The 24,486-nt window shown below is 58.8% G+C and carries 25 protein-coding genes; 11 read left to right on the forward strand and 14 right to left on the reverse strand.

What is annotated here, in order from left to right; translation table 11 throughout:
- Window positions 1-245, forward strand: a 245-nt coding sequence (locus AC1RQB_RS17845) for a hypothetical protein (protein ID WP_493094943.1), incomplete at its 5' end; no start/stop codon positions are given.
- Here AC1RQB_RS17845 and tyrS read toward each other — a convergent pair.
- Entirely contained in the window at window positions 232-1,431 is a 1,200-nt protein-coding gene (tyrS, locus tag AC1RQB_RS17850) for a tyrosine--tRNA ligase (protein WP_063342380.1), read from the reverse strand. The genes AC1RQB_RS17845 and tyrS overlap by 14 nt on opposite strands.
- A 210-nt stretch (window positions 1,432-1,641) precedes the next feature.
- Here tyrS and AC1RQB_RS17855 point away from each other — a divergent pair, with 210 nt between their 5' ends.
- Together AC1RQB_RS17855 and AC1RQB_RS17860 are read left to right on the forward strand one after the other, a co-directional pair.
- Entirely contained in the window at window positions 1,642-3,069 is a 1,428-nt protein-coding gene (locus tag AC1RQB_RS17855; protein WP_063342379.1) for a peptidoglycan DD-metalloendopeptidase family protein, read from the forward strand.
- A 3-nt stretch (window positions 3,070-3,072) separates the two neighbouring features.
- Window positions 3,073-4,164, forward strand: a complete 1,092-nt coding sequence (locus AC1RQB_RS17860; RefSeq protein WP_063342378.1) for an anhydro-N-acetylmuramic acid kinase — start codon at window positions 3,073-3,075, stop codon at window positions 4,162-4,164.
- A 74-nt stretch (window positions 4,165-4,238) separates the two neighbouring features.
- Here the strand turns inward: AC1RQB_RS17860 and erpA are convergent, their stop codons facing one another.
- Together erpA and argC are read right to left on the reverse strand one after the other, a co-directional pair.
- Window positions 4,239-4,589, reverse strand: a complete 351-nt coding sequence (erpA, locus tag AC1RQB_RS17865; protein ID WP_007906865.1) for an iron-sulfur cluster insertion protein ErpA — start codon at window positions 4,587-4,589, stop codon at window positions 4,239-4,241.
- Window positions 4,590-4,757: 168 nt separating this feature from the next.
- Window positions 4,758-5,792: an N-acetyl-gamma-glutamyl-phosphate reductase gene (gene argC / locus AC1RQB_RS17870; RefSeq protein WP_007941665.1), complete on the reverse strand. Its 1,035-nt coding sequence runs from the start codon at window positions 5,790-5,792 to the stop codon at window positions 4,758-4,760.
- Between the two features lie 135 nt (window positions 5,793-5,927).
- Between argC and hemJ the strand changes: the two genes are divergently transcribed.
- The 6 genes from hemJ to coq7 all read left to right on the forward strand — a co-directional run bounded on the left by hemJ (window position 5,928) and on the right by coq7 (window position 10,513).
- Window positions 5,928-6,359, forward strand: a complete 432-nt coding sequence (gene hemJ, locus AC1RQB_RS17875; RefSeq protein WP_007906869.1) for a protoporphyrinogen oxidase HemJ — start codon at window positions 5,928-5,930, stop codon at window positions 6,357-6,359.
- 33 nt (window positions 6,360-6,392) lie between these two features.
- Window positions 6,393-7,361 (forward strand): NAD(P)H-dependent flavin oxidoreductase, encoded by a 969-nt coding sequence (locus AC1RQB_RS17880; protein ID WP_008067464.1) that lies wholly within the window; start codon window positions 6,393-6,395, stop codon window positions 7,359-7,361.
- A 70-nt stretch (window positions 7,362-7,431) separates the two neighbouring features.
- Window positions 7,432-8,409, forward strand: a complete 978-nt coding sequence (locus tag AC1RQB_RS17885; protein ID WP_063342377.1) for a DUF805 domain-containing protein — start codon at window positions 7,432-7,434, stop codon at window positions 8,407-8,409.
- 62 nt (window positions 8,410-8,471) lie between these two features.
- Window positions 8,472-9,260, forward strand: a complete 789-nt coding sequence (locus tag AC1RQB_RS17890) for an SDR family NAD(P)-dependent oxidoreductase (protein ID WP_032830065.1) — start codon at window positions 8,472-8,474, stop codon at window positions 9,258-9,260.
- An 82-nt stretch (window positions 9,261-9,342) separates the two neighbouring features.
- Window positions 9,343-9,681 carry a histidine triad nucleotide-binding protein gene (locus AC1RQB_RS17895; RefSeq protein ID WP_007906873.1) on the forward strand — a complete coding sequence of 113 codons (339 nt, stop codon included), beginning with the start codon at window positions 9,343-9,345 and terminating at the stop codon, window positions 9,679-9,681.
- Between the two features lie 184 nt (window positions 9,682-9,865).
- Complete coding sequence (coq7, locus tag AC1RQB_RS17900; RefSeq protein WP_008008345.1) at window positions 9,866-10,513, forward strand: 2-polyprenyl-3-methyl-6-methoxy-1,4-benzoquinone monooxygenase; 648 nt, start codon at window positions 9,866-9,868, stop codon at window positions 10,511-10,513.
- A gap of 173 nt (window positions 10,514-10,686) precedes the next feature.
- Here the strand turns inward: coq7 and AC1RQB_RS17905 are convergent, their stop codons facing one another.
- Window positions 10,687-11,109, reverse strand: a complete 423-nt coding sequence (locus AC1RQB_RS17905) for an OsmC family protein (protein WP_003176451.1) — start codon at window positions 11,107-11,109, stop codon at window positions 10,687-10,689.
- A gap of 249 nt (window positions 11,110-11,358) precedes the next feature.
- Between AC1RQB_RS17905 and crp the strand changes: the two genes are divergently transcribed.
- Window positions 11,359-12,003 carry a cAMP-activated global transcriptional regulator CRP gene (crp, locus tag AC1RQB_RS17910; protein ID WP_007941656.1) on the forward strand — a complete coding sequence of 215 codons (645 nt, stop codon included), beginning with the start codon at window positions 11,359-11,361 and terminating at the stop codon, window positions 12,001-12,003.
- Window positions 12,004-12,027: 24 nt separating this feature from the next.
- Here crp and AC1RQB_RS17915 read toward each other — a convergent pair whose 3' ends face one another.
- From AC1RQB_RS17915 to AC1RQB_RS17930, 4 genes are all read right to left on the reverse strand, one after another.
- Window positions 12,028-12,729, reverse strand: coding sequence for a lipoate--protein ligase family protein (locus AC1RQB_RS17915; protein ID WP_008067460.1), 702 nt, complete (start codon window positions 12,727-12,729; stop codon window positions 12,028-12,030).
- Between the two features lie 148 nt (window positions 12,730-12,877).
- Window positions 12,878-13,714 (reverse strand): indole-3-glycerol phosphate synthase TrpC, encoded by an 837-nt coding sequence (gene trpC, locus AC1RQB_RS17920; protein WP_008067459.1) that lies wholly within the window; start codon window positions 13,712-13,714, stop codon window positions 12,878-12,880.
- Window positions 13,711-14,760, reverse strand: coding sequence for an anthranilate phosphoribosyltransferase (trpD, locus tag AC1RQB_RS17925; protein ID WP_063342376.1), 1,050 nt, complete (start codon window positions 14,758-14,760; stop codon window positions 13,711-13,713). The genes trpC and trpD overlap by 4 nt, the downstream gene beginning before the upstream one ends.
- 9 nt (window positions 14,761-14,769) lie before the next feature.
- Window positions 14,770-15,363 (reverse strand): aminodeoxychorismate/anthranilate synthase component II, encoded by a 594-nt coding sequence (locus tag AC1RQB_RS17930; RefSeq protein ID WP_008067458.1) that lies wholly within the window; start codon window positions 15,361-15,363, stop codon window positions 14,770-14,772.
- 409 nt (window positions 15,364-15,772) lie between these two features.
- Here AC1RQB_RS17930 and estP point away from each other — a divergent pair, with 409 nt between their 5' ends.
- Window positions 15,773-17,680 (forward strand): esterase EstP, encoded by a 1,908-nt coding sequence (gene estP, locus AC1RQB_RS17935; protein ID WP_063342375.1) that lies wholly within the window; start codon window positions 15,773-15,775, stop codon window positions 17,678-17,680.
- Between the two features lie 168 nt (window positions 17,681-17,848).
- On the opposite strand, the gene trpE is transcribed toward estP, so the two are convergent.
- The 6 genes from trpE to AC1RQB_RS17965 all read right to left on the reverse strand — a co-directional run bounded on the left by trpE (window position 17,849) and on the right by AC1RQB_RS17965 (window position 24,426).
- Window positions 17,849-19,330, reverse strand: a complete 1,482-nt coding sequence (trpE, locus tag AC1RQB_RS17940; RefSeq protein WP_008067450.1) for an anthranilate synthase component I — start codon at window positions 19,328-19,330, stop codon at window positions 17,849-17,851.
- Window positions 19,331-19,400: 70 nt separating this feature from the next.
- The gene (locus AC1RQB_RS17945; RefSeq protein WP_063342374.1) at window positions 19,401-20,219 is read right to left on the reverse strand and encodes a phosphoglycolate phosphatase; all 819 of its coding nucleotides are present in this window, start codon (window positions 20,217-20,219) and stop codon (window positions 19,401-19,403) included.
- The gene (rpe, locus tag AC1RQB_RS17950; protein ID WP_007906892.1) at window positions 20,216-20,890 is read right to left on the reverse strand and encodes a ribulose-phosphate 3-epimerase; all 675 of its coding nucleotides are present in this window, start codon (window positions 20,888-20,890) and stop codon (window positions 20,216-20,218) included. The genes AC1RQB_RS17945 and rpe overlap by 4 nt, the downstream gene beginning before the upstream one ends.
- A gap of 86 nt (window positions 20,891-20,976) precedes the next feature.
- A complete protein-coding gene (locus AC1RQB_RS17955) occupies window positions 20,977-22,125 on the reverse strand; it encodes an iron-containing alcohol dehydrogenase (RefSeq protein ID WP_063342373.1) in 1,149 nt (382 codons plus the stop codon).
- Between the two features lie 216 nt (window positions 22,126-22,341).
- On the reverse strand, window positions 22,342-23,166 hold the full coding sequence (locus tag AC1RQB_RS17960) for an ABC transporter permease (RefSeq protein WP_008008331.1): 825 nt from the start codon (window positions 23,164-23,166) through the stop codon (window positions 22,342-22,344).
- 12 nt (window positions 23,167-23,178) lie between these two features.
- Window positions 23,179-24,426 (reverse strand): ABC transporter permease, encoded by a 1,248-nt coding sequence (locus tag AC1RQB_RS17965; protein ID WP_063342372.1) that lies wholly within the window; start codon window positions 24,424-24,426, stop codon window positions 23,179-23,181.
- Between the last annotated feature and the right edge of the window lie 60 nt (window positions 24,427-24,486).

The following is a 24,486-nucleotide window of genomic DNA, read 5'->3' on the forward strand; positions in this document are numbered from 1 at the left end:
TCGCTGCTGTCAACACCTCTTTTTCTCCGCTTTCGACCGAGAGGATCGAACCGTCAATAAGGCGAAAACACACTGCCTTACCAACTCCTTCTGGCTTCGATGAACTGAAGCGTAACCGCTGCCGAAAACTGCTTAACTCTTTGTTTACCAAGGAGTTTTCCGTTTCGACTGCGCCGGAAGTGGGGCGAATTATAGACGCCCAGAATCTGCCGTCAACCCCTGATTGCAGCTTTATTCGGATTTGAGCGTAATACGCGCAAATGCCTTCTTCCCGGCCTGGCAAACATGGGTCGCGCCCAGTACGTATATAAAGGTGCGATCGACAACCTCACCATCTATACGCACACCACCAGAACCCAGAAGGTCGCGCGCCACTGCGGAGTTCTTCACCAACCCTGCTTTATTAAGGACCGCAGCGATCGGCATATCCTCGACGGCAGTCAATTCGATCTCTGGCAGATCATCCGGCAGCTCACCATCTTTCATACGGTTGCCCGCAGCACGATGAGCATTGGCCGCAGCCTCTTCACCATGGAAGCGCGCAACGATCTCTTCAGCCAGCTTGATCTTGATGTCACGCGGATTCGCACCCGCCTCGACGTCAGCCCGCAAAGCATTGATCTCTTCCATGGAGCGGAAGCTGAGCAACTCGAAGTAACGCCACATCAGTACATCCGGAATAGAGACCAGCTTGCCGTACATGACACCCGGCGCTTCCTGGATACCGACATAGTTGCCCAACGACTTGGACATCTTCTTCACGCCATCCAGACCTTCGAGCAGCGGCATGGTCAGAATGCATTGAGCCTCTTGACCATAACCACGCTGCAGCTCACGCCCCATCAGCAGATTGAACTTCTGATCGGTACCACCCAGCTCGACATCCGCGCGCAATGCGACCGAGTCATAACCCTGAACCAGCGGATAGAGGAACTCGTGAATAGCGATTGGCTGATTGGTCGTGTAGCGCTTGTCGAAATCGTCGCGCTCAAGCATGCGAGCCACGGTGTATTGCGAAGTCAGGCGAATGAAGTCGGCTGGCCCCATCTGATCCATCCAGGTGGAGTTGAACGCCACTTCGGTCTTGGCTGGATCAAGAATCTTGAAGACTTGAGTCTTGTAGGTCTCGGCATTCTCGAGAACCTGCTCACGGGTGAGCGGAGGACGTGTCGCACTCTTGCCGCTTGGATCACCGATCATCCCGGTGAAATCACCTATAAGGAAGATCACCTGGTGCCCCAGATCCTGGAACTGGCGCAACTTATTAATAAGCACGGTGTGACCCAGGTGCAAATCCGGCGCGGTCGGATCGAAGCCTGCCTTAATACGCAGCGGCTGGCCACGCTTGAGTTTCTCGATCAGCTCGGACTCGACCAACAGTTCTTCTGCACCACGTTTGATCAGCGCTAGCTGCTCTTCAACCGACTTCATAACAGACCCGCAAGGCTCAGATTCAAAGGGGAACAACCATACAAGATCGCGCACCAAATACAAGTTTTGCCCGGCGCGCGGACGCCAATCCACGGACAGAGCGCTCGCAGACTTGCTTAAGAGATCATTTGGTTATATTTTATACAGTTATTTCGTCTTCATCATGTCATTCATCTTTTCCAATTCATCTTTTCAAAGTCAAAACTACCTATGACCACAGAACCGTCTAAAGCGCCGCCGCTTTACCCGAAGACTCACTTGCTCGCAGCAAGTGGCATCGCCGCCCTTCTCAGCCTGGCGCTTCTGGTATTCCCTTCCAGTGATGTTGAAGCCAAAAAGACGACCCTGAGTCTTGAACTGGAAAGCCCCGCAGAACAACTGACACAAGACCAAGACGCCGCCGACACCGTCCAAGCCACAAATGAGCCGGCAGCCTCCCCCTTCGCGCAGATCGAAAACAGCGCCGAAGAGACTCAGGAAACCGCCCAGGCCGCCCCCACCCCTGCTCCCGCGCCAGTCGTCGAAGAGAAGAAGGCGCCAGGTCATAAGGAGGTGATTGTCAGCAAAGGCGACACTCTCTCGACTTTGTTCGAGAAAGTCGGTCTTCCGGCCACTTCGGTGCATGAAGTACTGGCCAGCGACAAGCAGGCCAAGCAGTTCAGCCAGCTCAAACATGGCCAGAAGCTTGAGTTCGAACTGAGCCCTGATGGCCAGCTGACCAATTTGCACAGCAAAATCAGCGACACGGAAAGCATCAGCCTGACCAAGAACGACAAGGGTTATGCGTTCAATCGCATTACCGCCAAGCCCACCGTTCGCTCCGCCTACGTTCATGGCGTGATCAACAGCTCGCTGTCGCAATCTGCCGCCCGGGCAGGCTTATCCCACAGCCTGACCATGGATATGGCCAGTGTGTTTGGCTATGACGTCGACTTCGCCCAGGATATTCGCCAGGGTGACGAGTTTGATGTGATTTACGAGCAGAAGGTCGTCAATGGCAAAGCTGTCGGCAACGGCCCGATCCTCTCCGCACGCTTCACCAACCGCGGCAAGACTTATACCGCGGTGCGCTACACCAACAAACAAGGCAACAGCAGCTACTACACGGCTGACGGCAACAGCATGCGCAAGGCGTTTATCCGTACTCCGGTAGACTTCGCCCGCATCAGCTCGAAATTCTCCATGGGCCGCAAGCACCCGATCCTGAACAAGATCCGCGCCCACAAAGGTGTCGATTACGCGGCACCACGCGGTACGCCGATCAAGGCTGCCGGTGACGGCAAAGTATTGTTGGCAGGTCGTCGCGGCGGTTACGGCAACACCGTGATCATCCAGCACGGCAATACCTACCGCACGCTATACGGCCATATGCAGGGCTTTGCCAAAGGCATCAAGACTGGCGGCAGCGTCAAGCAAGGTCAGGTGATCGGCTACATCGGCACCACCGGCCTCTCCACCGGCCCGCATTTGCACTACGAGTTCCAGGTCAATGGCGTGCACGTCGATCCGCTGGGTCAGAAGGTGGCGATGGCCGATCCGATCTCCAAAGCTGAACGCTCACGCTTCCTCGCGCAAAGCCAACCGCTGATGGCGCGCATGGATCAAGAGAAAACCACTCAGCTGGCTTCGAAACGCTAAGCCATGGCGCTCTATATAGGTGTGATGTCCGGGACCAGCCTTGATGGCCTGGACATTGCGTTGATCGAGCAAACCCCGACGATCAAGCTGAAAGCCACCCATTACATCCCTATGCCTGATTCCCTGCGCGCCGAGCTGCTTGGCTTGTGCGCCAGCGGCCCGGACGAGATTGCCCGCTCCGCCATTGCCCAGCAGAACTGGGTGAAACTGGCAGCACAGGGCATTCACACCCTCCTCGACCAACAAAACCTGAAGCCCGACGACATTCGCGCGATTGGCAGCCATGGCCAGACCATTCGCCACGAGCCGGCGCGCGGGTTCACGGTGCAAATCGGTAACCCTGCCTTACTCACCGAGCTGACCGGCATCACCGTGGTCAGCGATTTCCGCAGCCGCGATGTAGCCGCTGGCGGACAAGGTGCGCCACTGGTTCCAGCCTTTCACGAAGCCCTGTTTGAAGAACGGCCTGGCAACCGCGCGGTACTGAACGTCGGTGGGTTCAGCAACCTCAGCCTGATCGAACCCGGCAAGCCTGTTGCCGGGTTTGACTGCGGCCCGGGCAACGTTCTGCTGGATGCCTGGATTCACCAGCAACGCGGCGACAACTTTGATCGTGACGGCCAATGGGCCGCCAGCGGCAAGGTTCAACCGGTTCTGTTGAGCGAGCTGCTCAGTGATCCGTTCTTTGTGACTCAAGGCCCGAAGAGCACCGGCCGCGAAGTGTTCAATCTGCCGTGGCTGATGCAGCATCTGTCGCAGCTACCGACCTTCGCTGCCGAAGACGTACAGGCCACGCTGCTTGAGCTGACTGCGCTGACCATTATCGAGTCATTGCAAAGCGCCCAATCGGATACCCGGGAGCTGCTGGTTTGTGGTGGCGGCGCGCACAACGCCACGCTGATGAAGCGCTTGGCCAGTCTGTTGCCGAATGCGAAAGTCAGCAGCACTGCTGCGTATGGTGTAGACCCGGACTGGGTCGAAGCCATGGCCTTCGCCTGGCTGGCCCATTGCTGCCTGGAAGGTATCGCGGCCAACCGTCCGAGTGTCACCGGTGCCCGTGGCCTGCGCGTACTCGGCGCCATCTACCCCGCCTGAGCCTGAACCCCTGACAGCAAAACGCCGCAGGGTCCTGAGACCTTGCGGCGCTTGGTAATACGGTGAGGGTGCGATCAGATCGAGAACGAAGAGCCGCAGCCACACGTGGTGGTAGCGTTCGGGTTCTTGATCACGAAACGCGAACCTTCCAGACCTTCCTGGTAATCCACTTCGGCACCTGCCAGGTACTGGAAGCTCATCGGATCGACCACCAGGCTGACGCCTTCGCGCTCGACGATGGTGTCGTCATCGGCCACTTCTTCATCGAAGGTGAAGCCGTATTGAAACCCTGAACAACCGCCGCCCGTAACGAATACGCGCAGCTTCAAGCGATCATTCCCCTCTTCATCGACCAGGCTCTTCACCTTGTGCGCGGCACCGTGGGTGAATTGCAAAGCCGTGGGGGTGAAGGATTCGACGCTCATGCTGACTATCTCCCGGCGTTACGCCGCCATAATGCGTGATGACGCGCATTATCCGCTTCTCCCAGAAAATCGGTCAACTATTGTTACGGTATATCAATCAACCCAATTGTCAGACCAAAATGCAAAAAGGCCCGTTCGACGGGCCTTTTTGCTGAGCGGGGTAAAGCCTTACGGCAGCATGCCCGCATGGGACAGACCCAAGCGCTCATCCAGGCCGAACAGGATATTCAGGTTCTGCACCGCCTGACCCGACGCGCCTTTGACCAGATTGTCGATCACCGACAATACCACCACCAGATCACCATCCTGCGGGCGATGCACGGCGATACGGCAAACGTTGGCACCGCGCACGCTGCGGGTTTCCGGATGGCTGCCGGCAGGCATCACATCGACGAACGGTTCATTGGCATAGCGCTTTTCGAACAACGCTTGCAGATCCACCGAGCGATCCACAACAGTTGCGTAGAGCGTCGAGTGGATGCCGCGAATCATTGGCGTCAGGTGCGGAACGAAGGTCAGCCCCACGTCCTTGCCCGCTGCACGACGCAGGCCCTGGCGGATTTCCGGCAAGTGACGGTGCCCTTTGACGGCGTAAGCCTTCATGCTTTCCGACGTCTCGGAGTACAGCGAACCTACAGAAGCGCCACGACCGGCACCGCTGACGCCGGATTTGCAGTCTGCAATCAAACGAGTGGTATCGGCCAGACCGGCTTCAAGCAATGGCAGGAATCCCAATTGCGTGGCCGTCGGGTAGCAACCCGGCACAGCAATCAGGCGTGCTTGTTTGATTTGCTCGCGATTGACTTCCGGCAAGCCGTAAACCGCCTCCTCCAACAGTTCCGGCGCACCGTGCGGCTGGCCATACCATTTGGCCCACTCATCGGCGTCTTGCAGACGGAAGTCTGCCGACAGATCGATGACCTTGGTCCCGGCAGCCAGCAACTCACCCGCCAAGGCATGGGCGACACCGTGCGGCGTGGCGAAGAACACCACGTCGCAAGCCCCGAGGGTCTTGATGTCCGGAACGCTGAAAGCCAGGCCGTCGTAATGGCCTCGCAGGTTCGGGTACATGTCGGCCACGGCCAGGCCGGCCTCGGATCGGGAAGTGATCACTACCACTTCAGCTTGCGGATGCTGTGCCAACAGACGCAGCAGTTCGACACCGGTGTAACCCGTGCCGCCGACGATACCGACCTTGACCATAAACCTGCCCTCAACGAACCCACTGGAAAGCCGTCGATAATAGGGGCCGCGCGGCCCTGCGACAACCGTCAAGGTGACGTGCGGACGCTCTACCCCCTACTATCTTCGCTACCGTGAACCTGGGAATAACTAAAAATGCTTTATCTGTGGCTCAAAGCGCTTCATATCGTCAGCATGGTCTGCTGGTTTGCCGGCCTGTTTTATCTGCCGCGCCTGTTTGTCTATCACGCCCAAAGCGAAGACACCGTCAGCAAGGAACGCTTCAGTATCATGGAGCGCAAGCTGTACCGGGGCATCATGGGCCCGGCGATGATCGCCACCCTGGTGTTCGGCATCTGGCTGATCAGTCTCAACCCAAGCGCCTACTTCACCCAAGGTGCATGGATGCATGCCAAATTGACCCTGGTGGTGATCCTGATCGGCTACCACCACATGTGCGGCGCACAGGTAAAACGTTTTGCCCGTGGCGAAAACACCCGCAGCCATGTCTTTTATCGCTGGTTCAATGAAGTGCCGGTTCTGATATTGCTGGCTATCGTAATTCTGGTCGTCGTTCGGCCGTTTTAATCCAACAAGCATCATTCACCCGGGGTACTTCCAATGTCGCTGCCCGCTTTGCTCGAACAACGTTTGCGTCTGCCCGTTGTAGCAGCGCCGATGTTTCTTATTTCAAATCCTGAGCTGGTGCTCGCCTGCTGCCGCAATGGCGTAGTCGGCAGCTTTCCTGCGCTGAACCAGCGTGAGAGCAGCGGTTTCAAGACTTGGCTGGAAGAAATCGAAGCAGGACTGGCGAAACTGGAAAACCCCGCGCCTTATGCGGTGAACCTGATCGTCCACAACAGCAACCCGCGATTGCAGGCGGATCTGGCAATCTGCATCGAGCACAAAGTACCGATCGTGATCACCAGCCTCGGCGCCGTGAAGGAATTGGTCGACTCCGTACACAGCTATGGCGGCCTGGTGTTTCACGATGTGACGACGCGCCGCCACGCGGAAAAAGCTGCCGAAGCCGGTGTGGACGGCTTGATCGCCGTGGCTGCGGGCGCCGGTGGTCACGCCGGAACCTGGAGCCCGTTTTCACTGATCGCCGAGATTCGACAGTTTTTCGACAAGACCTTGTTGCTGGCCGGCTGCCTGAACCATGGCCATGAAATTCTTGCCGCGCAGTTGCTCGGTGCGGATTTGGCCTACTTCGGTACGCGATTTATCGGCACCACGGAAAGTCATGCGCCTGACGCGTATAAGGAGATGCTCCTGACTTCCAGAGCCGCAGACATCGTCCATACTCCAGCGGTGTCGGGAGTACCGGCGAGTTTCATGCGACGGAGCCTTGAGGCCGCCGGTTTCGACATGGCAGCCCTGCAAGGCAAGGGCGAGGTGGACTTCGGCTCCAAGCTCAAGCCATTGAACGATGAAGCCAAAGCCTGGAAAACCGTGTGGTCTGCAGGCCAGGGCGTCGGGGAAATCGAGGACCTGCCGAGTGTCGATCAACTGGTCGCACGTCTCGATGCCGAATACCGCAAGGCGCTGGAACTGGCGGCGGCGTTGCCCAAGCGCTGGCCGCGGTGACAGGCGGGCCTTACACTCCTTGGTTGTAACACCGACTATTACAAACTCTCGCGACAAGGATGCCTCGGCCATGAGCGAAAACCGTTTCAAGATCGTCTTCGATGGCGCTCTGCTGCCAGGTGTGGACGTCACCACCGCGAAGCTCAACCTCGCCGAGCTGTTCAAGAGCGACGTCGCGGCCATCGAACGCCTGTTCAGTGGCCGGCAGGTTGCGCTCAAACGCGACCTGTCCCACGCCGATGCGCAGACTTACCTTCAGGCGCTGACGAAAACCGGCATCGATGCCCGAATAGAAACAGAACCCTCGATCGAGCTGAACCTGTCCGACGTTCACGAACACGCTCCTGCCAGCAGCCAACCTGTCACGGCAGATCCCGATTCTCCCTATGCACCGCCCCGCGCCTCTGTCGGCGAAGCACTGCCGGAGTTTTCTGCACTCAAGGCCTTCAGTTTCGTTGGCCGCATCGGTCGCTTGCGCTTTCTGGCCTGGACGATGGCTCTTACGCTGGTGACGCTTGGCGTTGGCTCCGTGTTGGCTATTTTCGGCTTCGCGCTCATTAGCACAGACTCGACTGCCGGCTTGATTCTCGCTGGCCTGCTGGCCTTTATCCTGGTCGTGGTGCTCGCCTTCATCAGCATCCAGTTCAGTGTGCAGCGCCTGCACGATATCGGCTGGTCCGGCTGGCTTTGGCTGCTGAACCTCGTGCCGGTCGTGGGCAGCGTTTTTCCGTTTGTAATAATGATCGTGCCGGGTAACAACACGGCCAACCGATATGGCGCACCACCACCGCCCAATAGCAACGCGGTCAGGGTGCTGGCTTCGCTGTGGCTGGTGTTTATCGCAATCATGTTTGTGGGCGGGCTGACTGGAGGCCTCACCGCGATCCAGGATGAGTACGAAAGCGCCACCGAGAGCACCTATCAAAGCAGCTCGATGATCACCGATGAAGTTGAAGTCGAGCCGGCCGATGACGCCGAACCAGCGCCAAATTCATCCGATGATGCAGCCGAAGCAGCCGAGCCCCCTGTAGACTCTGCGAAAGAATGAACAGCGCTCCCCGCCCGTGACACCTGCGTCGCCGGCGCGGAGCTGTTGCGATGGAGAACTGCATGACCCGTTACGCTCTGATCACTGGCGCTTCCAGCGGCATCGGCCTGGCGATGGCCGAAGCGCTGGCCCGGCGCGGCCGCAACCTGATTCTGGTGGCCCGACAGCGTGATCAGCTGGAAAGCATTGCGATTGAACTGACTCAACGTTTTGGTGTGGAGGTGCTGTTTCGTGCCTGTGATCTGGGCGAGCCGCTGAGGCTGTCCGGTTTTTTGCTGGAGCTGGAGGAAGGCGACCGGCAAATCGATTTGCTGGTCAACTGTGCCGGCATCGGTACCTGCGGCCCATTCCTGGCCCAGGACTGGATGACCGAACAAGACTTGATCGAAGTGAACATCCTGGCCCTCACTCGCTTGTGCCATGCCATCGGCAACAGCATGGCCTTGCAGGGCGGTGGACAGATTCTGAACGTCGCCTCGGTCGCAGCGTTCCATCCCGGCCCCTGGATGAGCACTTACTACGCCAGCAAGGCTTACGTGCTGCATTTTTCCGAGGGTTTGCGCGTTGAACTGAAAAAGTGCGCGGTCAAGGTATCGGTGCTGTGCCCCGGCCCGACCCGCACGGCGTTTTTCCGCACCGCGCAACTGGACACCGACAAACTGGTCGCGAGCAATTTGCTGATGAGCCCAGAAGAAGTCGCGCTCTATACCGTGCGCGCGCTGGCGAAAAATCGCGCCATTATTATCCCCGGTCGCCTGAATCGCTGGTTCGCGTTCCTGCCGCGGCTCGGCTCACGCTGGCTGACCCGGACAATCGCGGGCATGGTCAACAAAGCCTATTGTCCGCGCTGATCAAATCCTCAAGGCAAAAGACTGGGCTCTGACATAACCCATGGTTACACTCAGGCCAGCCCAAACAACGGAGAAAACAGCTGTGGATACTCTGTTCACCAAGATTATCAACCGGGAAATCCCGGCGAAGATCATTTATGAGGACGACCAGGTACTGGCCTTCCACGACATCGCGCCACAGGCCCCCGTACACTTTCTGGTAGTCCCGAAGAAACCGGTGCGCACCCTTAACGACCTCACCGAGGACGATAAGGCTTTGGCCGGGCATATTCTGTTCACGGCCCAGCGTCTGGCTCTGGAATTGGGCTGTGAGGAAGGTTTCCGGGTGGTCATGAACTGCAATGAATTGGGCGGACAGACCGTCTATCACATTCATATGCACGTGCTGGGTCAGCGCCAGATGCACTGGCCGCCGGGCTGATTCATCAACCGCCCCTGTAGGAGCGAGGTTTGCCCGCGAAGCTTTTAGCGCACTTGAGGACGCCTTCGCGGGCAAGCCTCGCTCCTACAGGATTGGTGGTGACACCAACGGAAATGACCCAGCGCAAACCCTCCCTCGGCCGATTGAGTTAAACTGGCCGCCGAGATTCTTCCCGGAGGTCAGCATGACTACCCAACGTCACTACTCGCCAATTGACCGTCTTCTGCTGCAAGCCGATGCCGCGATGCGTACTTTGCTGCCCTTCAGTGGTCAGCCCTACCGTCCGTCGCCTGCCATCGTGCAGCCGGATGCGCAAATGAGCGACGAGGACACCCGACACGTCGCCGGCTTGATGCGCATCAACCATACCGGCGAAGTCTGTGCCCAGGCGCTGTATCAAGGCCAGGCCCTGACCGCCAAGCTGCCGAAAGTGCGCGCCGCCATGGAGCACGCCGCCGAAGAAGAAATCGACCATCTGGTGTGGTGCGAACAGCGCATTCATCAGTTGGGCAGCCACACCAGCATCCTCAATCCGCTGTTCTACGGCATGTCGTTCGGGATTGGCGCGGTCGCCGGATTGATCAGCGACAAAGTCAGCCTGGGGTTCGTTGCTGCCACCGAGCATCAGGTCTGCAAACACCTGAATGAACACCTTGAGCAACTGCCGGCCGAGGACGAAAAATCCCGGGCGATCCTGGAGCAGATGCGTATCGATGAAGAGCATCATGCTGAAAGTGCGCTGGATGCGGGTGGATTTCGTTTTCCGGCACCGGTGAAGTTCGGGATGAGTCTGTTGGCCAAGGTAATGACCAAGAGTACGTATCGGATCTAAGCATTGCAGCGCCCGCGACGTCCCCATCGCGGGCAAGCCCGCTCCCACAGGGACCGCGTTTCGGTAATAAAAAAGGCGACTACCCAATGTAGTCGCCTTTTTTGTACTCGGAACTCTTAGTTCAGCATGTTGCGCGCGTAGAAAATTTGCATCACCTGAGTCTGCACGTCGATTCAACCGAGCTCGATGATTTCGTAGTCGTGGGTAATCGCCACGCCGGCCGCGCCGAGCATGATCGAGGCCGAGCAATACTTCTCGGCCGACAGCTCGATGGCGCGCTTGACCTGGGCTTCTTTCAGCCCGCGGCCCTTGACCACGAAGTGCATGTGGATCTTGGTGAAAACCTTCGGATCTTCGGTCGCACGCTCGGCTTCGAGGAACGCTTCGCAGCTTTCGACGGCCTGACGGGACTTCTTGAGGATGCTGACCACATCAAAATTGCTGCAGCCGCCAACACCCAGCAGGAGCATTTCCATCGGCCGGACACCCAGGTTACGACCGCCGGCTTCGGGCGGTCCGTCCATGACCACGACATGACCGCTGCCGGATTCGCCGAGGAACATGGCTTCGCCAGCCCATTGGATGCGTGCCTTCATCGCCAAGACTCCACTGTCTAAAAAAGGGTCGCCAGCTTAGCACAGGGCCCTTGGTTGGCAGCGCTTCGCCTTCCTAGGACATAACCATCTGCGTCGTAGGCAAATTCTCGAATCCTGAAGGAATGCGTCTGTTAAGCTGACGCCAAATCAATGGCGTATCGCCAGCTTTGCAGCGAATAAAAGGACCGCAGGCTTCGCCAGCGCCTACAAAAAAACAAACATACCGTGCAGTCTTTTCGGGATACAACCATGGTTGCTATTACCCCCACACCCAAAATCAAGAACCTCGACAAACTGTTGATGCACTGCCAACGCCGTCGCTATGCCGCCAAGAGCAACATCATTTGTGCCGGTGACCGCTCGGACACGCTGTTTTTCATCATCAAAGGTTCGGTGACCATCCTGATTGAGGATGACGACGGCCGTGAAATGATCATTGCCTACCTCAACTCCGGGGACTTTTTCGGCGAGCTGGGTCTGTTTGAGCAAGCGGGGCTGGAACAGGAGCGCAGCGCCTGGGTGCGCGCCAAAGTCGAATGCGAAGTCGCGGAAATCAGCTACGCGAAATTCCGCGAGCTGTCCCAACAAGATCCAGACATTCTTTACGTACTCAGCGGACAAATCGCACAGCGCCTGCGCAATACCACGCGCAAGGTCGGCGACCTGGCGTTCTTCGACGTGACTGGTCGCGTTGCGCGCTGCCTGCTGGAGCTGTGTAAGCAACCAGACGCCATGACTCACCCGGACGGCATGCAGATCAAAGTGACCCGTCAGGAAATCGGCCGGATTGTCGGTTGTTCCCGCGAAATGGTCGGCCGCGTGCTCAAGGATCTGGAGGAGCGCAATCTGGTCGACGTCAAGGGCAAGACCATGGTGGTCTTCGGTACGCGCTAAGCTCGAAAACCAGGACCCGAGAATTTAAGCTCCGAGCATGTCTGCCAGCAACTGTCGGTACAGCGTATCGAGCCGTTCCAGTGCATCAGGAGCGGCAAACTTTTCATGCAGGGCGATGTGGCTTTCAGCGCGAACCCGCTGCTCCAGGCCACAGGCTTCGTTAAAACGATTGACCGCCGCCACCATCGACTCTCGCTCGTCATCGATCAACATCGCCCCATGCACCAGGCCGACCGGACGCTGACCGCCCTTGCTCTGGCGCCACCGCTGGGCGGTGCCGACCATCTTTCGACCATCAAGGTTGACGTTGAAACGGCCGTCGCAGAACGCGCCCTCAATTTCGCCCAACGACGAAGTGCCGCCCAGCTCATCGAGTAACTGACAGATCGGATCGCACAGACGCCGGTAGCCGGTTTCAATGCGGTTCAGATCGCTTTCACTGCGTGGCGGGGCATAAACCAGTGCAATGTTGATGGTCGAGGCCGATTGCGGCACTGGTTCACCGCCGGTTTCGCGCAGCAATACCGGCCAGCCGGCGGCAGCGGAGACTTCGCAGGCATCCTCGAACTGTGGCAGACGATTCAAGCGACGAGGCATGACCAATGCGCGGTCAGTGGGTTGCCAGAACAGCAGACCGAATTCCGACTCACCGGTGCACACATGGGCCAGCAGGTCCTGCTCGGCGAGCAGGCCGGCTTCGATGGTCAGGGGGATTGGTGAGGTCATAAGGTCTTCCATAGGACGGTCAGTCTGTGGTGCATCTTATGCCGCCTTCGCGAGCAAGCCCGCTCCCACAGTGGATTCGCGTTGTCTGGATGAACGCGGACTAATGTGGGAGCGGGCTTGCTCGCGAAGGGAGCGCCCCGATTTTCAATCAGTCGAGCGTAGAACCGCTCACTGGAATGCCACGCTCGGGAAAGAACAGGCGCTGCAGTTCGGTACCCGGGCTTTCGGCGCGCATGAACGCTTCGCCGACCAGGAACGCATACACGTCGCTGATTTCCATCAGCTCGACATCGGCCCGGTTAAGAATGCCACTCTCGGTAATTACCAGACGATCACGCGGGATACGCGGCAACAGGTCGAGGGTGGTTTCCAGATTGACTTCGAAAGTGTGCAGGTTGCGGTTGTTCACGCCCACCAGCGGCGTGTCGAGTGTCTTCAAAGCCCGCTCCAGCTCATCACCGTCGTGGACTTCCACCAGCACATCGAGACCGACGCTTTTGGCTACAGCCGCCAGCTCGGCCATTTTCACGTCATCCAGTGCGGAAACGATCAACAGCACGCAGTCAGCACCCAGCGCACGGGACTCGACGATCTGATACGGATCGATCATGAAATCCTTGCGGATCACCGGCAGCTTGCATGCCGCCCGAGCCTGTTGCAGATACGCATCGGCGCCCTGGAAGTAATCGATGTCGGTGAGCACCGACAGGCAAGTCGCCCCGCCCTTTTCGTAACTTTTGGCGATGTCGGCGGGAACGAAGTTCTCGCGAATCACGCCTTTGCTTGGCGAAGCCTTCTTGATTTCAGCAATGACCGCCGGCTGTTTCGTCTTGGCCTGATCGATCAATGCCTTGGCGAAACCACGGGGTGCATCGGCCGCCTTGGCCAGATTTTCCAGCTCCGCCAGGCTCACACGGGCGCTACGCTCGGCGACTTCCTGAACTTTGCGGGCCAGAATATTTTCTAGAACCGTCGGCACACTCATCCCTCATTCTCCACTTTGAATACCGCGGTAAATGCACCCAATTCCTCAAGTTTTTCCCGAGCGAGGCCTGTGTGCAGCGCATCGTGCGCCAGGGCAACGCCTTCTTTCAAACTGCTGGCAACATCAGCGGCGTACAGCGCGGCACCGGCATTAAGCACGATCATCTCGGCGGCTTTCTGACCGTTTTCGGTCTTGCGCTTGCCCAAGGCATCGCGGATCAGCTCAAGGGAGGCCGCCGGACTTTCCACTGCCAGACCGTGCAGGCTCTGGCTCTTCATCCCCAAGTCTTCGGGTTCGACCCAAAACTCGGTGATCTGGTCATTCTTCAATTCAGCCACAAAGGTCGGAGCCGCCAGACTGAACTCGTCCAGGCCATCCTTCGAATGCACCACCAGCACGTGTTTGCTACCCAGACGCTGCAAAACTTCCGCCAATGGCCGGCACAACGCCTGACTGAACACACCCACCACCTGATGTTTCACTCCGGCCGGATTCGTAAGCGGGCCGAGCATGTTGAACAAGGTGCGCAAGCCCAGCTCACGGCGCGGGCCGGCGGCGTGTTTCATGGCGCTATGGTGAGTCTGGGCAAACATGAAACCGATGCCGACGTTGTCGATGCAACGCGCCACCTGAACCGGCGTCAGGTTCAGGTAGATACCTGCGGCTTCCAGCAGGTCGGCGCTGCCGCTTTTGCCCGACACCGCACGGTTACCGTGCTTGGCCACGGTGCAACCGGCCGCGGCAACGACAAACGAAGAAGCGGTGGAAACGTTGAAAATGTTCGCACCGTCGCCGCCGGTGCCGACCACATCGACCACGCCGTCGAGGGTGTTGAGTTCAACCTTGTCCGCCAACTCGCGCATCGCCGTCACGGCGCCGACGATCTCATCGATACTTTCGCTCTTCATGCGCATGGCCATCATGAACGCACCGATCTGCGCATCCGTGCATTGCCCGGTCATGATTTCGCGCATGACATCGCGCATCTCATCGGTAGTGAGGTCGAGGTGGCCGACGATACGGCTCAGGGCTGTCTTGATATCCATGAAAAGTCCTTAGCGCGTGCCGCCGGTTTGTTTGAGGAAGTTGGCGAACAATTCGTGTCCCTGTTCGGTGAGGATAGACTCAGGGTGGAACTGCACACCTTCGATGTTCAGCGTTTTGTGGCGCAGGCCCATGATCTCGTCGACCGAGCCGTCTTCGAGCTGGGTCCAGGCGGTCAGCTCCAGGCAATCGGGCAGGGTTTCGCGCTTGACGATCAGCGAGTGGTAGCGGGTGACCGTCAGCGGGCGATTCAGGCCTTCGAACACGCCCTTGTCCTCGTGGAATACCGGGCTAGTCTTACCATGCATGACTTGACGGGCACGGACCACATCACCACCAAAGGCTTGCCCGATGGATTGGTGCCCCAGGCAAACACCGAGAATCGGCAACTTGCCGGCGAAGTGCTTGATCGCTTCGATGGAAATACCGGCTTCGGTCGGAGTGCAAGGACCGGGCGACACGACGATGCGCTCAGGGTTGAGAGCTTCGATTTCGGCAATGGTGAGTTCATCGTTGCGCACGACCTTGACCTCGGAGCCCAGCTCGCCAAGGTATTGCACAACGTTGTAAGTAAAAGAGTCGTAGTTATCGATCATCAGCAACATGGCGTTAAGAACCTCTTGAATTCACTGACTTTTAAGACGGCCTTCGAATGATTTACCCGCAGTGCGCTGCGCTTTGTCAGGTGCTGGAGTGGCGCCAGCAAAGCGGCATTTCATACAGGTAAAGAAGGCAAAGCGGTACAGGTCCGGCCAGGCCGGCAGAAAAGATTCAGGCGCGCCAACGCCAACGGGCGTGTGCCTTGATGACTTGATCCAGGAGTTTGCTGACGATCAACACGGGGAAGGTCTCATTCATACGTCTCGGCACAGTAACTTAGCTGGGCAGAGCGTGCAATATGGCCGGGGCGACAGCTCGCGAAACAATCAAAGGGTTCGCGACAGATGGCAAAGGGCCGGAAGTTTTTGGTACTGTCGTTTCGTTTACAACAACAATAAATAAACGGACTTGCTCATGATCAAACAGACGTTGTTTGTACCGCTCGCCGGATGCCTGCTCGCTGCTGCCTGTTCCCAGGCGATCGCCGCGCCCAACCCGTATTCGAATTTCGTCGTCTTTGGCGACAGCCTCAACGATGCCGGGCAGTTTACCGACACGGGCGGCCCTGCCGGTGCGACCCAGCGTTTTACCAACCGGACCGGGCCGGTCTACCTGGATGGCAGTGGTGAATTTCGCTCGCTGAATTCCACGCAATTGTTGGGCGGACGTCTCGGTTTCTCAGCAGATCAGACCGCCGCCTCGACGTCGGCTGTACGCGCCAATGAAGGGCTGGTGGATGGCAACAACTGGGCCGTGGGCGGTTACCGCACCGACGAGATTCTGGATTCGATCACTACCGAATCCGCCACGGGCGAACGCACCCGACCAGGCTATCTGCCGACGAACAATTTCCGCGCCGATCCGAATGCGCTGTATTACATCTCCGGGGGCGGCAACGACTTCCTCCAAGGCCGCGTACTCAATACCGCCCAGGCCAATACCGCGGCGAATCAACTGGCCGACAGCGTGCAGACCCTGCAAACCGCCGGCGCCAAATACATCGTGGTCTGGCTGCTGCCCGACCTTGGATTGACGCCCGCCGTCAATGGCACTCCATTACAAGCCTCGATCTCACAGCTGAGTACCGACTTTAATCAACAGTTGGTCACACGCCTGGCGGGGATCAATGCCGAAATTATCCCGCTGAACATTCCACTGCTGCTGCAGGAAACCTTCGCCGACCCGGCGCGTTTCGGTCTCGCCACCGGCCAGAACCTGACGGCCACCTGTTTTAGCGGCAGCGGTTGTACGGAGAACGCCGTGTATGGCATCAACAGTGCCACCCCGGACCCGAGCAAGCTGATTTATAACGACTCGGTTCACCCCACCGAAGCCGGACAAAAGCTGATAGCCGACTACGCCTATTCCTTGCTGTCGGCGCCTTGGGAACTGACGCTGCTGCCGGAAATGGCCCACGCCACCTTACGCGCCCATCAGGATGAACTGCGTAGCCAGTGGCAATCCGACTGGGAGAACTGGCAGGCCGTCGGCCAGTGGCGCGCGATTGTCGCCGGCGGTGGCCAGCATCTGGATGTCGATAGCCAAAGCAGCGGCGCCAGCGCCGATGGCAGCGGCTACAACCTGAATATCGGCGGCAGCTATCGCCTCAATGAAGCCTGGCGCGTGGGTGTGGCAGCAGGCTTCTATCGTCAGAACCTGGACGCCGGTAGTAACGATTCGGACTACAAACTCAATAGCTATCTGGCGACCGCCTTCGCCCAGTTTCAGCAGAATCGCTGGTGGGCCGATGCCGCATTGACCGGTGGCAAACTGGATTACGACAACCTCGAACGCAAATTCGACCTGGGCGTCAGCGAAGGTGGGGAAAAGGGTGATACCGATGGCCACCTCTGGGCCTTCAGCACTCGCCTAGGCTATGACATTGCGCAACCGGGCAGCGAATGGCATCTGTCACCGTTCATCAGCGCCGATTACGCCAAAGTGGAAGTCGACGGCTACTCGGAAAACAGCAACCGCTCCACGGCGCTGACCTTTGATGATCAGACCCGAGACTCGAAACGCCTGGGTGTCGGTTTGCAAGGAAAGTACAACTTCACCCGTCAGACCCAGGTATTTGGCGAATATGCCTACGAACGCGAATACGAAGATGACGTTCAGAAGGTAAACATCGCCCTCAACAGCCTGCCGGCGAACGACTTTACGCTGGAAGGTTATACGCCGCAGAGTCACTTGAACCGCGTGAGCCTGGGGGTCAGCCACAAGTTGACCGCCGACCTGGCGCTGCGTGGTGGTTACACGTTCCGCAAGGATGATGACTTTACCCAACAGGGCATCAGCGTTGGGGTGGCGCTGGATTTCTAAACCGCAGGCAATAAAAAACGCGGAGCCCTCACAGGCGCCGCGTTTTTTATGGTGGTGAGATCCATGTGGGAGCGAGCCTGCTCGCGACAGCGATGAACCAGGCAACATCAATGTCAGCAGTGCAGGCCCCATCGCGAGCAGGCTCGCTCCCACAGGTATTGCATGAACTCAGGTGTCCGGCGTCTGCTCGGCCAGGGCTACCGCACGGAACATGGCGCGGCGCTTGTTCAGGGTTTCTTCCCATTCCAGTGCCGGCACAGAGTCGGCGACGATGCCGCCACCGGCCTGCACGTGCAGTTCGCCGTTCTTGATCACTGCGGTACGGATCGCAATCGCGGTGTCCATGTTGCCGTTCCAGGCGAAGTAACCGACCGCGCCGCCATAGACGCCACGCTTGACCGGTTCCAGCTCGTCGATGATTTCCATCGCGCGAATCTTCGGCGCGCCAGACAAGGTGCCAGCAGGCAGGATCGCCCGCAGTGCGTCCATCGCCGTCAGCCCGGCCTTTAATTGGCCGGTAACGTTGGACACGATGTGCATCACGTTGGAATAACGCTCGATCACCATCTTCTCGGTGAGTTTCACCGAACCGATTTCCGAAACCCGACCAGTGTCGTTGCGGCCCAGATCGATCAGCATCAAGTGCTCGGCGATTTCCTTGTCGTCCGACAGCAGGTCTTTTTCCAGCGCCACGTCAGCCTCTTCGTTGGCACCTCGCGGACGAGTGCCGGCAATCGGGCGCACGGTGATCAGGTTGTCTTCGACCCGCACCAATACTTCCGGCGAACTGCCGACGACGTGGAAGTCGCCGAAGTTGAAGAAGTACATGTAAGGCGTCGGGTTGAAGCAGCGCAGCGCCCGATACAGATCGATAGGCGCAGCCTTGAAGTCGATCGACATACGCTGGGACGGCACGACCTGCATGCAGTCACCGGCCAGGATGTATTCCTTGATGGTGTCGACGGCTTTTTCGTAATCGTTCTGGGTGAAGCTCGAGCGGAACACCGGATCAGCAGACTGTTGCTTGCTGAAATCCAGGCCACGGCGCGGGGTAATCGGCTGACGGAGTTGTTCGAGCAGCGCTTGCAGACGCGCCTGACCTTGTTCGAAGGCGTCTTCCTGCGATGGATCGGCCAGGACAATCGCGTGCATTTTGCCGGCGAGGTTGTCGAACACCACCACCGCATCGGACACCATCAGCAGAATGTCCGGTACGCCCAGTGGGTCCGGGTTCGGGCATTTGCCCAGACGCTTCTCCACATAGCGCACGCAGTCATAACCGAAGTAGCCCACCAGACCACCATTGAAGCGCGGCAGACCGGCGATGGTCGGCACGTTGTAACGCGCCTTGAAGGCTTCGACGAAGGCCAATGGGTCTTCAACGTCGTGGCTTTCGATCTCGACGCCGTCGTGGGTCACGCTGACGTGGTGATCGTGAACCCGCAGCACGGTGCGGCACGGCAGGCCAATGATCGAATAACGGCCCCATTTCTCGCCGCCCTGCACCGACTCCAGCAGGTAGGAATTGGGCTCGTCGGCCAGTTTCAGGTAGATCGACAACGGCGTGTCGAAGTCGGCCAGGGTTTCGCAGGCAAGCGGGATGCGGTTGTAGCCGGCAGCGGCCAAACGCAGGAATTCTTCGCGGATCATGAGGTGCCTCGTGGCTTGAGGGTCTAACGGTCAGGTGTGCAAACGCGCCGGTACGCCGGCCAGGATCAAGTCAGGCGCGCCAACGCCAGCGGGCCAGGGCCTTGATGACTTTCATCCAGAGTTTGCGAGTGACCACCACGATGGCGTTTCCAGGAGGGGATTGAACAGCGTCGGGCAACGTTATCTCAGCGGCCGGATCCAGGCAACCGGGAATTAGTTTGCGCAGATCATCGATCACCAGCGCCGGCGATTCTTCGGCGATTGGCCGACCGTGGTTATAGCCGTAACTGAGGGCCACGCATTTGACCCCCGCCGCTTTCGCCGCCAGCACGTCGCTGCGCGAGTCGCCGACGAACAACGATTGGGACGCTGGAATGTTGGCCATTTTCATCACGAAAAACAGCGCGGCCGGGTCGGGTTTCTTATTCGGTAGAGTGTCGCCACCGATGATCCATTTGAAGTAACGGCCGATCTTCATCTGATCCAGCAGCGGCGCGACGAAGCGTTCCGGCTTATTGGTGATCAGCGCCATTTCGACGCCTTGTTTGTTCAGCCACTTGAGGGTGTCACGCACGCCGGGGTAAACCACCGTCAGTTCGTGACCGTCCTCATAAAAGCCGTTGAACAATTCCAGGGCATGCTCAGCCTCGACCTCATCGACACCCTCGGCGTCGATGTGGTTGGCCAAGGCCCGGCGCACCAGCACGTGCACGCCGTTGCCGACCCACTCCCGTACCGCTTCGATACCGGCAGGTTGGCGCCCGAGTTTGAGCAGCATGTTATCCACGGCCGCCGCGAGGTCGGGGACTGAATCGACCAGCGTGCCATCCAGATCGAACATCACCAGCCGCGGCAGACGCCCGGGGAACAGCTGCTCAAAACCGCTCATGGGCGAGCCAGCGCCAGTTCGGAGCGCATTTTTTCAATCACTTCCTGATAGTTCGGCGCATTAAAGATCGCCGAGCCGGCCACGAAGGTGTCGGCGCCCGCCGCAGCGATTTCGCGAATGTTGTTCACATTCACGCCACCGTCGATTTCCAGGCGGATATCACGACCGGAGGCATCGATCAGTGCCCGCGCTTCACGCAGCTTGTCGAGCGTGCCGGGAATGAACTTCTGCCCGCCGAAGCCCGGGTTGACACTCATCAGGAGGATCATGTCGACCTTGTCCATCACGTACTTGAGCACGTCCAGCGGGGTCGCCGGGTTGAACACCAGGCCCGCCTTGCAGCCGCCCTCGCGGATCAGTTGCAGGGAACGGTCGACGTGCTGCGTGGCTTCCGGGTGGAAAGTAATGTAGGTCGCACCGGCTTCGATGAAGTCTCCGACGATGCGGTCCACCGGGCTGACCATCAAGTGCGCATCGATCGGCGCGGTCACGCCGTACTTGCGCAGCGCGGCACACACCATCGGGCCGATGGTCAGGTTTGGCACGTAGTGGTTGTCCATGACATCGAAGTGCACGAAGTCGGCGCCGGCGGCCAGGACGTTGTCCACTTCCTCGCCCAGGCGGGCGAAGTCGGCGGAGAGAATCGACGGAGCAATGACGAAGGGCTGCATGACGCACCTTTTTTGAGCAGAATCACGATGGCGCGCATTGTATACCTCATGCTTTGACGCGCGCACCGTGCTGCGATGATTGGGTACTAATAGGCCGCTCGGTAGATCTTCTCGATATCGACGGTACTCAACTTGCGCGGATTGTTACGCATCAGGCGCTCAATCCCAGCGGCTTCCACGGCCATGGCCGGGATCGCATCCTCGGGCACTCCGAAACTGCGCAGGCCCAGCGGGATTTCTACCGCTGCACACAGCTCGGTCATCGCCTCCACGGCTTTGTCCGCCGCTTCGTTGGCGCTCAGATGAGCGGTCTTCACCCCCATGGCCTCGGCAATATCCTGCATGCGCTCCACGCAAGCCATCTTGTTCCAGGTCATGACATACGGCAGCAGCAAGGCATTGCTGACGCCATGGGCAATGTTGAAACGCCCGCCCAGTGGATACGCCAACGCATGCACCGCGCCGACCCCGGCATTGCCGAACGCCATGCCGGCCATCAGGCTGGCGGTGGCCATGTCTTCGCGGGCTTGCAGATGGGATGGATTGGCGTAGGCCTTGGGCAGTGCTTTGGTAATCAGTTTGATCGCGCCAATGGCCAGGGCATCGGTGATTGGCGAGGCATTGAGCGACAGGTAGGACTCGATGGCGTGCACCAGCGCATCGACGCCACTGGCAGCGGTGACACTGCGCGGGCAGGTCAGGGTCATTTGCGGGCTGATCAGTGCCACGTCCGGCAACAGGTAATCGCTGACAATACCTTTCTTCAGTTGCGCGATCTTGTCGGAGAGGATGGCCACGTTGGTCACTTCTGAACCGGTACCGGCAGTGGTCGGGATAGCAATCAGCGGCGGGCCTTTGCGCGGCACCTGATCGATGCCGAACAAGTCTTCCAGGGCGCCGTGGTAACCGGCATAGGCTGCAACACTCTTGGCGATGTCGATGGCACTGCCGCCACCGAGGCCGATCAGTCCGTCATGCCCGCCTTCACGGTAAACCCGCATGCAATCTTCGACGATGGCGATTTCCGGATCCGGCAGCACCCGGTCGAAAATCTCGTAACTGCGCTCGCCCAGCTGCGCCAGCGCCAGCTCTACCGTGCCGGACTTGACCAGTGCAGCATCGGTGACGATCAGCGGGTTATCGATGTCCAGACGTGTGAGCTCAGCCGCCAGTTGCTCGATGGCACCTGCGCCAGTGATCAGTTTGTGAGCGATTTTGAAAGAGGAAAGACTCATGTGCGCAGCCTCTTATAGATAGGGGAGCTGGGCACAATAGTAGCTGGGGATTGGGGTTTGTCTGCTATTCAGGTCATGAATAACCATGCCCGCAACCTACCGATCGTTCCCACGCTCCGCGTGGGAATGCCTCAACGGACGCTCCGCGTTCTCGATGGGACGCGGAGCGTCCCGGGCTGCATTCCCACGCGGAGCGTGGGAACGATCATCTGGCCGTCAGACCTGCGCGGTACGCAGTTTTTCGCTACGCCCACGCAGCCATTCCAGTGTCAGCAACAGGACCACCGAGAACGCAATCAGCAGCGTCGCGGCAGCGGCAATCGTCGGGCTGAGGTTTTCACGGATGCCGCTGAACATCTGCCGAGGCAAGGTCGCTTGTTCGGGACCTGCGAGGAACAGCGTCACCACCACTTCATCGAATGAGGTGGCGAAGGCAAACAGCGCACCGGAAATCACGCCCGGCGCAATCAACGGCAAGGTCACCCGCCGGAATGCGGTCAACGGCGAAGCCCCCAGGCTTGCAGCGGCCCGTACCAGGTTCTGGTTAAACCCCTGCAACGTCGCCGATACCGTGATGATCACAAACGGCACACCCAAGACGGCGTGCACGACGATCAGCGAGGTATAGCTGTTGCCAAACCCCAGTGGGGCAAAGGTCAGGTAACTGGCCACACCAATGATCACAACCGGCACCACCATCGGCGAAATCACCAGCGCCATCACCAGCGGTTTGCCCGGGAAATCGCCCCGGGTCAGGCCGATCGCTGCCAGCGTACCGAAGATCATCGCCAGCACGGTCGCCGCCGGAGCCACGATCATGCTGTTCTTCAAAGAACGCATCCATTCCGCCGAAGCAAAGAAGTCCTGGTACCAGTGCAGCGAGAAGCCTTGCAGCGGATAGACCAGAAAACTCCCCGAGTTGAACGACAGCGGAATGATCACCAGCACCGGCAGGATCAGGAACAACAAAATCAAGCCGCAGAGAATCCGCAAGCTGTAGAACCACACCCGTTCGATGGGCGACATGTAAGGACTCAGCATTTCATTCTCCCCTTAGCTCAGGCGCAGGCGACTGGCGCCCACCAGCCAGCTGTAAATCAGATAAAGCACCACCGTCGCCAGCAGCAACAGCCCACCGAGCGCGGTCGCCATGCCCCAGTTGATGCTGGTGTTGGTGTAGAAGGCGACGAAATAGCTGACCATCTGATCGTTCGGGCTGCCCAGCAACGCCGGGGTGATGTAGTAGCCGATGGCGAGGATGAACACCAACAGGCAACCGGCGCCGACACCGGCATAGGTCTGTGGGAAATACACCCGCCAGAAACTGGCGAACGGGTGGCAACCGAGGGAAATCGCCGCGCGCATGTAAGTCGGCGAGATGCCTTTCATTACGCTGTAGATCGGCAGAATCATGAATGGCAGCAGGATGTGCACCATCGAGATGTAAACCCCGGTGCGGTTGAACACCAGCTCCAGCGGCTTATCGATAATGCCCATGGCCATCAGCCCGCTGTTGATCAAACCGCCCGATTGCAGCAACACGATCCACGCGGCGACCCGCACCAGAATCGAGGTCCAGAACGGCAACAGCACCAGAATCATCAACAGGTTGCTTTGCCGCGACGGCAGGTTCGCCAGCAGGTAGGCCAGTGGATAGGCCAGCACCAGGCAGATCACGGTGATGATCAGGCCCATCCAGAAGGTCCGGGCAAAGATATCGAGGTAGATCGCCTGATCGGGGGTGGCCGGGGCCAGCTCACCGAGGTCGTCGATACGGTGATCGACAGCGGCCAGCAGGTAATAAGGCGTCACATTACTGGTATTGCGGCGCACGACCTGCCAATAGGCCGGATCGCCCCAACGCTCGTCCAGCGCTTCGAGCGCTTCCTTATAGGAAGTCGGCTCGGTGGCGAACGGCAAGGCGCGTGCGGTTTTGGTCAGCAGGCTGCGGTAGCCGGCCAACTCCATGTTCAAGCGCTTGGACAAGTCACCCAAGGTCTGATTCTTGCGGGCTTCGGCGAGGTCTTCGCTGGCGGCCTTATACACAGGCTCTGCCGGCAGGCCTCGGCCATCCCAGCTGGCGATGGCTGCCACGGTACGCGGCATGGCGCCAACCACTTCGGGGTTACCGACGCTTTTGTAGAGCAGCGCCACGATCGGTACCAGGAACACCAGCAACAGAAACAGCACCAACGGCGCGATCAAGGCTTGAGCTTTCCAGCGGTTGATCCGCTCGGCGTGCTTGAGCCGCTGCTTCAAGGTGGGGTCAGTGCCCGCGTTCACGGGAACGGCGATAGCCATGGCGTACTCCGGAAATCTTTGATCGTTACAGAGGCGAAAAACGCCGCCTCGAACTTTTGG

It is taken from the genome of Pseudomonas sp. GW822-FHT02E03 (genome assembly GCF_058802325.1).

What these genes read in the sequence shown, in the direction of transcription:
- AC1RQB_RS17945 (WP_063342374.1), bottom strand. Translation starts at nt 20,219, where the DNA reads ATGAGCGGTTTTGAGCAGCTGTTCCCCGGGCGTCTGCCGCGGCTGGTG.
- AC1RQB_RS17880 (WP_008067464.1), top strand. Translation starts at nt 6,393, where the DNA reads ATGTCGCTGCCCGCTTTGCTCGAACAACGTTTGCGTCTGCCCGTTGTA.
- estP (WP_063342375.1), top strand. Translation starts at nt 15,773, where the DNA reads ATGATCAAACAGACGTTGTTTGTACCGCTCGCCGGATGCCTGCTCGCT.
- trpD (WP_063342376.1), bottom strand. Translation starts at nt 14,760, where the DNA reads ATGGATATCAAGACAGCCCTGAGCCGTATCGTCGGCCACCTCGACCTC.
- trpE (WP_008067450.1), bottom strand. Translation starts at nt 19,330, where the DNA reads ATGATCCGCGAAGAATTCCTGCGTTTGGCCGCTGCCGGCTACAACCGC.
- argC (WP_007941665.1), bottom strand. Translation starts at nt 5,792, where the DNA reads ATGGTCAAGGTCGGTATCGTCGGCGGCACGGGTTACACCGGTGTCGAA.
- AC1RQB_RS17930 (WP_008067458.1), bottom strand. Translation starts at nt 15,363, where the DNA reads ATGTTGCTGATGATCGATAACTACGACTCTTTTACTTACAACGTTGTG.
- AC1RQB_RS17955 (WP_063342373.1), bottom strand. Translation starts at nt 22,125, where the DNA reads ATGAGTCTTTCCTCTTTCAAAATCGCTCACAAACTGATCACTGGCGCA.
- rpe (WP_007906892.1), bottom strand. Translation starts at nt 20,890, where the DNA reads ATGCAGCCCTTCGTCATTGCTCCGTCGATTCTCTCCGCCGACTTCGCC.
- AC1RQB_RS17860 (WP_063342378.1), top strand. Translation starts at nt 3,073, where the DNA reads ATGGCGCTCTATATAGGTGTGATGTCCGGGACCAGCCTTGATGGCCTG.
- coq7 (WP_008008345.1), top strand. Translation starts at nt 9,866, where the DNA reads ATGACTACCCAACGTCACTACTCGCCAATTGACCGTCTTCTGCTGCAA.
- crp (WP_007941656.1), top strand. Translation starts at nt 11,359, where the DNA reads ATGGTTGCTATTACCCCCACACCCAAAATCAAGAACCTCGACAAACTG.
- AC1RQB_RS17855 (WP_063342379.1), top strand. Translation starts at nt 1,642, where the DNA reads ATGACCACAGAACCGTCTAAAGCGCCGCCGCTTTACCCGAAGACTCAC.
- AC1RQB_RS17905 (WP_003176451.1), bottom strand. Translation starts at nt 11,109, where the DNA reads ATGAAGGCACGCATCCAATGGGCTGGCGAAGCCATGTTCCTCGGCGAA.
- AC1RQB_RS17915 (WP_008067460.1), bottom strand. Translation starts at nt 12,729, where the DNA reads ATGACCTCACCAATCCCCCTGACCATCGAAGCCGGCCTGCTCGCCGAG.
- hemJ (WP_007906869.1), top strand. Translation starts at nt 5,928, where the DNA reads ATGCTTTATCTGTGGCTCAAAGCGCTTCATATCGTCAGCATGGTCTGC.
- AC1RQB_RS17885 (WP_063342377.1), top strand. Translation starts at nt 7,432, where the DNA reads ATGAGCGAAAACCGTTTCAAGATCGTCTTCGATGGCGCTCTGCTGCCA.
- AC1RQB_RS17890 (WP_032830065.1), top strand. Translation starts at nt 8,472, where the DNA reads ATGACCCGTTACGCTCTGATCACTGGCGCTTCCAGCGGCATCGGCCTG.
- trpC (WP_008067459.1), bottom strand. Translation starts at nt 13,714, where the DNA reads ATGAGTGTGCCGACGGTTCTAGAAAATATTCTGGCCCGCAAAGTTCAG.
- AC1RQB_RS17960 (WP_008008331.1), bottom strand. Translation starts at nt 23,166, where the DNA reads ATGCTGAGTCCTTACATGTCGCCCATCGAACGGGTGTGGTTCTACAGC.
- tyrS (WP_063342380.1), bottom strand. Translation starts at nt 1,431, where the DNA reads ATGAAGTCGGTTGAAGAGCAGCTAGCGCTGATCAAACGTGGTGCAGAA.
- AC1RQB_RS17965 (WP_063342372.1), bottom strand. Translation starts at nt 24,426, where the DNA reads ATGGCTATCGCCGTTCCCGTGAACGCGGGCACTGACCCCACCTTGAAG.
- erpA (WP_007906865.1), bottom strand. Translation starts at nt 4,589, where the DNA reads ATGAGCGTCGAATCCTTCACCCCCACGGCTTTGCAATTCACCCACGGT.